The 6,009-nt window shown below is 71.0% G+C and carries 5 protein-coding genes; all 5 read right to left on the reverse strand.

What is annotated here, in order from left to right; translation table 11 throughout:
• Positions 1–951: lantibiotic dehydratase (locus AC060L_RS37145; RefSeq protein WP_483803412.1), on the reverse strand; the 951-nt coding region annotated here is incomplete at its 3' end.
• A gap of 21 nt (positions 952–972) precedes the next feature.
• Complete coding sequence (locus tag AC060L_RS37150; protein WP_483803413.1) at positions 973–1,227, reverse strand: acyl carrier protein; 255 nt, start codon at positions 1,225–1,227, stop codon at positions 973–975.
• A complete protein-coding gene (locus tag AC060L_RS37155; protein ID WP_483803414.1) occupies positions 1,224–2,225 on the reverse strand; it encodes a threonine ammonia-lyase in 1,002 nt (333 codons plus the stop codon). Before AC060L_RS37155 ends, AC060L_RS37150 begins: the two co-directional genes overlap by 4 nt.
• Positions 2,222–3,808: an amino acid adenylation domain-containing protein gene (locus AC060L_RS37160; protein ID WP_483803415.1), complete on the reverse strand. Its 1,587-nt coding sequence runs from the start codon at positions 3,806–3,808 to the stop codon at positions 2,222–2,224. Before AC060L_RS37160 ends, AC060L_RS37155 begins: the two co-directional genes overlap by 4 nt.
• Positions 3,808–6,009, reverse strand: a 2,202-nt coding sequence (locus AC060L_RS37165; RefSeq protein WP_483803416.1) for a lantibiotic dehydratase, incomplete at its 5' end; no start/stop codon positions are given. The genes AC060L_RS37165 and AC060L_RS37160, both read right to left, overlap by 1 nt.

Raw genomic sequence — 6,009 nt, forward strand, 5'->3', positions numbered from 1 at the left:
GCGGGTGCGGGCGGTTTCGAGGGTGTTGAGTTTGGTGAGTGCTTGGTGTTGGAGGTGGGGGTCGGTGATGTGGTGGAGGGTGGTGCGGAGGTGGTGTTCGGGGTGGGTGGTGGCGGGGGTTTCGAGGCGCCAGGTGATCCAGCGTTTTTTGTGGAGGTCGTTGAGGGTTTGGAGGGTGTGGTCGGGGTGGGTTTGGGGGGTGAGTTGTTGGATGGTTTGGGCGGTGTGTTGTCCGGTGCAGAGGGTGAGGATGTGGTGTTGGTGGGGGGTGATGGGTTGGGGTGGGCGGCCGGGGAGGGTGGCGGTGGTGGGGGTGAGGTGGAGGTAGGGGATGCGGCGGGGGGTGGTGTGGGGGTGGATGTGGGGGTTGGTGTCGATGGTTTTGGCGAGGGTGTCGATGGACCAGCTGGAGAAGTAGATGTTGGTTTGTTTGGTGAGGTGGTGGCCGGGGTTGATGGTGATGCCGGTTTGTCGGGGGTTGAGTTGGCCCCAGCCGACGGGTCCGAAGAAGCCGATGGTGTCGTTTTTGACGCAGAAGCGTTGCCAGTAGTGGGCGATGAGTTCTTCGCGTTGGCGGGGCATGCTGGTGCGGTTGGTGGTGGTGGGGGTCCAGTTGAGGAAGGGGGTGATGGCGGTGTGGAGGATGGCGCGGTTTTGCCAGGCGAGGGCTGCGCGGAAGGTGGGGGTGGTGGCGATGGTCTGGAGGTGGTGGGCGGTGTGGACGGCGGCTTGGGCGTAGGTGTTTTCGAAGGTGGTCCAGGTGTCGCCGGTGAGGGGGGTGTGGGGGGTGAAGGTGTCGGCGGTGGCGGCCAGGCCTTCGGGGGCCAGGCGCAGCACACCCTCCGCCGGGAACCCCGGCCCCCGGAGCCCGAACTGGCTCCACACCTGCCACTTGTCACCGAGCGGCACGGTCGATGCCGGCGCTGCCGGCGGTACTGTCTCCTCGGCCATGGCCGGCAGCTCCCTTTATCCCTAGCGCAGTTCGGCGTCGTCGATGACGACCGCCGCGAGGTCCGCGGGCGACGGGTAGGTGAAGACGAGCGCGACCGGCAGCTCGATGCCGAGCGCCTCGTGCAGCCGGGCGGTGATCTGGAACGCGCTGAGCGAGTCGCCGCCCGCGTCGTAGAAGTCGCTCTCGGTGTCGAGGCTGTCGTCGCCGAGCGTCTCCCGGTAGAAGGACGCGATCAGCTCGGGCAGCTCGGCCGTGTCGATCTTCGCGGTGTTCATCGTGACTCCTCGTCAGCGGGCTTCAGTGGGTGGTCGGAAGGGTTCTTGGTGCTGGTGCTGGGACTGCTGCGGCTCGCCAGGGCGGCGGCCGTGTTGCCGCCGGAGACGACGACGGCGGTCCGGCGGCCGCCGATCGCCGTGCCGGCGCACTGCAGCGCACCGGCCAGGGCGACGCTGCCGCTCGGCTCGGCCGGGATGCCGGCTCGGTGCAGCAGGTCCATCGCCCGCGCGATCGCCGTGTCGGTGACGCCGATCAGCTCGTCGACCCGCCGTTCGATGATCGGCAGCGGGACGGCTCCGGGCCGCTGGCCGCGCAGGCCGTCGGCGATCGTCTCCGAGGGCGGCACACTGACAGCTCGGCCGGCGGCGCGGGAGAGCGCGTAGCGCCGGGCGTCGGCCGGTTCGACGCCGACGATCCGCACCGGCCGGGTCAGCGCGTCCGCCGCGAGGCAGACCCCGGCGAGCAGTCCGCCGCCGCCGGCCGGCACGAAGATCACGTCGAGCTCGGGCGCGTCCTCGAAGACCTCCAGGCCCACGGTGCCCTGGCCGGCGACGATCAGCTCGTGGTCCGAGGATGGCACGAGCAGAGCGCTGGTGTCCTCGGCGAGCGCCCGGGCGTGCTGCTCGCGCTCGGCGACGCCGCCGGCGACCCGGACCACCCGGGCGCCGAGCGAGCGGATCACCGCCTCCTTCGCCGCGCTGGCCCCGGCCGCCATCACGACGGTGACGCCCACGCCGAGCGCCGCGCCGAGCTGGGCGACCGCGATCCCGTGGTTGCCGGACGAACCGGTGACGATCGCCTCGGCGCTGCTGCCGAGCATCGCGTTGGCCGCGCCGCGCAGCTTGAACGAGCCGCTGTACTGCAGGTGTTCGGCCTTCAGCAGGATGCCGGGCAGCGAGCCGGCGGTCAGCAGCGGGGTGCGGCGCACCTGGCCGCGGATCCGGTCCGCCGCCGCGCGGACGTCGGCCGGCCCGAGGCGGGTGCGCAGGTCGGTCATCGGGCGCCGTCCACGGCGAGAGCGGCGATGCCGGGGCCGGGGCCGGGTACGGGCTCGGCTGGGGGTACGGGCTGGCCGAGTGCGCCGCGGTCGGCCTTGCCGCTGCTGGTGGTCGGGATCCGGTCGAGCCGGGTGAAGCGTCGCGGCATCATGTGGAACGGCAGCGTCTCGGCGAGGTGCGTGCGCAGCAGCGCGTCCGTGACCTCGGTGAGCGGGCCGGTCAGGTGGGCGACCAGGTACGTCCGCCCCCGGTCGTCGGTCTGCGCGGTGACGACCGCGCCGGTGACGGCCGGATGGGTCAGCAGCGCGCCCTCGATCTCGGCGGGGTCCACCCGGTAGCCGCGGATCTTGATCTGCCGGTCGCCGCGGCCGAGGTACTCCAGGTTGCCGTCGGGCCGCCGCCGCGCGAGGTCGCCGGTGCGGTACATCCGGGCGCCGGGCGGGCCGAACGGGTCCGGCGGGAACCGGTCGGCGGTGTGCGCGGCGCGTCCGCAGTAGCCGCGGGCGACACCGGCGCCGCCGATGTACAGCTCGCCGACCGCGCCGTCCGCCGCCGGCCGCAGGCGGTCGTCGAGCAGGTGCACGGTGACGCCCTCGATCGGCGTGCCGACCAGGTCGGCCGCGGTCTCCGGCTCGACGGGCACCTTGAACCTGGTCGAGGTCATCGTGCACTCGGTCGGGCCGTACTGGTTCACCAGGTCGCCGGTGAGCGCGCGCCGCCCGCCCGAAGTGAGGAACGGGCGCAACGACTCCCCGCTGGAGACCGCCAGCCGGACGCCGCGCAGCCGCTCGGCGGCCCCTTCGTGGCGGGTCAGGAAGGTGAGGAACGAGGGGGTCGCGCTGAGCACGGTGTTGATGCCGAACGCCTCGACGGTGTCCAGGAATTCGTCCGCCCGCAGCAGGGCCGAGCGCTCCACCAGGACGATCCGGCCGCCGGCCGTGAGCGGCGCGAAGGTGTCCCGGATCGAGGCGTCGTAGCCGAGCGGGGCGAGTTGCACGCCGACGGTGTCCGGCCCGAGGCCGTAGTCGTGGGCGACGAACCGCAGGTAGCCGGCCAGCCCGCGGTGCTCGATCAGCACCGCGTTGGGCGTGCCGGTGGAGCCCGAGGTGTGACTGACGTACGCGAGCGAGCGTGGCTCGATCCGGGGCAACTCCGGTGCTGGCGAAACGTGTTGATCGAGGTCATCGATCAGCACCGTCGGGCCCGGCACGGTGAGCGTGAGCTGCTCGGCCAGCTCGCTGTCGGTGAGCACGAACTGCGCCCGGGCGCTCGCCACCATGGCCGCCAGCCGCTTGCCGGGCAGCCCCACGTCGAGCGTGAGGAACGCGCCGCCGGCCCGGGAGACCGCGGCCATCGCGACGACGGCGTCGATGCCGTGGTGCAGGGCGACCGCGCAGACCTGCTCGGGCCCGAGGCCGCGGGCGGCCAGTGCTCGGGCCAACCGGTCGATCCGTCCGAGGAGTTCGCCGTACGACAGCACGGCGTCACGGGTGACCAGCGCGGTGGCCAGCGGATCGCGCGCGGCGTGCGCGGCGATCGCGTCGGTGAAGGTGCCGGTGAACGTCTCCGCTGCCGCTGCCATCACGCGCCGCCTTGCGGTGCCACAGCGCCGCCCCATGGCGTCACAGCACGCTGATCGACCGCCACGAAGCGCAGTTCGCTGGTGTAGCGGTTGCCTTGGTCGTCGGTGAGCCAGGCTTGTTCGGGGGTGGGGAGCATTTCGGAGATGGTGAGGTGGGCGTTGGGGTCTTTGGTGGTGAGGCGGCGGATGGCTTTGGCGAGGATGTTGATGTAGACGGGGCTGTCGAAGTCGCAGAAGAAGGGGCGGGGTTCGGTGGGGGAGACGACGAAGACGAAGCGGGGCAGGCCGGTCTGCTGTTGCCAGTGGCGGGCGCGGACGTAGCGGCGGGCTTCGTTCTTCTCCTGGGCGAACGCGGTCTCGCTCGCGGTGAAGCGCCAACTCTCCCGGGCCAGCACCATCTTGTCCACCGTGACCCGCGGCGAGTGGTCCGCGTCCGCGCGCAGAGTGAACCGGTTCATCACCCGGTTGGTCAGCGCGTGGCTGAACACGTCCAGCAGGTCGAAGACGGCGCCGTCGGGCAGCACGGCTGCCAGCCGGCCGTCCCGCTCGGCCACGGTCACGTCCGCGCAGCGCAGGGTCCGTGGGCGGTTCGGGTCGGCGGTGTGGTCCACCAGCGCGACGAAGTAGTCCTCGGGACGGTCCAGCGCCGGCCGGCTGCGCGGGGACCACTTGATCAGCGGCATCTCCTTGGGCAGCATCGGGATCAGCCGCGGACCGGGGAAGTCGGTGGTGGTCTCGTCGATCAGCTGCTGCCGGTCCGGGTGCTGCATCACGAAGAGCGAGGCGCCGAGCGTGTTCATCGCGACGTGCAACTCGCCGAGCACCAGCGTGAATTCACCGCGCTCGACGGCCGCCAGGTCGTCCGCGATGACCATCACGTCCGGGCTGACGTAGCGGGAGAGCGACCAGCCCGTGCCGGGCTCGTCGAACGCCTCGCGGACCTGCTCCGCGATCTCGGCGGAGCTCCGCTCGACCCGGCGGGCGCCGGCCGGCGCGTCGATGATCTTCGTCCAGCGGTCCCGCAGCTCCGCCTGGATCTCGTCCATGTCGGCGATCGACGCGCTGTGCGGGGCGGGCAGGCACTCGAACCAGAGCGACCCGAGGTCGACGGTCTCCCGCGTGGCGCTGAGCCGGCGGTATGCCGCCTCGATCCGCTCGGTCATCCGGGCCGCGAACCGGTTCGTCATCCAGCGCGCGCCGGTGAGGCAGAGCTCCAGCGGGGTGAGCGCGTCGAGTACGGCGCTGCCGACGGTCGCGGTCGCGGAGCGCTCGCAGTCGGCGTAGACCAGCGCGCGGTTCGGAGCGGTGCGTGCGCCCTTCGAGCGCTGCGCCGCCGCGTCGGTCAGCTCGGCGAAGGTGGACTCCAACTCCGCCATGGCTTCGCAGAGTTCGTCCACGTCGTCGCCCTGCGCCGCGTTGTGGATGCGGGTGCGGGCGGTTTCGAGGGTGTTGAGTTTGGTGAGTGCTTGGTGTTGGAGGTGGGGGTCGGTGATGTGGTGGAGGGTGGTGCGGAGGTGGTGTTCGGGGTGGGTGGTGGCGGGGGTTTCGAGGCGCCAGGTGATCCAGCGTTTTTTGTGGAGGTCGTTGAGGGTTTGGAGGGTGTGGTCGGGGTGGGTTTGGGGGGTGAGTTGTTGGATGGTTTGGGCGGTGTGTTGTCCGGTGCAGAGGGTGAGGATGTGGTGTTGGTGGGGGGTGATGGGTTGGGGTGGGCGGCCGGGGAGGGTGGCGGTGGTGGGGGTGAGGTGGAGGTAGGGGATGCGGCGGGGGGTGGTGTGGGGGTGGATGTGGGGGTTGGTGTCGATGGTTTTGGCGAGGGTGTCGATGGACCAGCTGGAGAAGTAGATGTTGGTTTGTTTGGTGAGGTGGTGGCCGGGGTTGATGGTGATGCCGGTTTGTCGGGGGTTGAGTTGGCCCCAGCCGACGGGTCCGAAGAAGCCGATGGTGTCGTTTTTGACGCAGAAGCGTTGCCAGTAGTGGGCGATGAGTTCTTCGCGTTGGCGGGGCATGCTGGTGCGGTTGGTGGTGGTGGGGGTCCAGTTGAGGAAGGGGGTGATGGCGGTGTGGAGGATGGCGCGGTTTTGCCAGGCGAGGGCTGCGCGGAAGGTGGGGGTGGTGGCGATGGTCTGGAGGTGGTGGGCGGTGTGGACGGCGGCTTGGGCGTAGGTGTTTTCGAAGGTGGTCCAGGTGTCGCCGGTGAGGGG

Source organism: Kitasatospora sp. NEAU-69 (assembly GCF_057158765.1).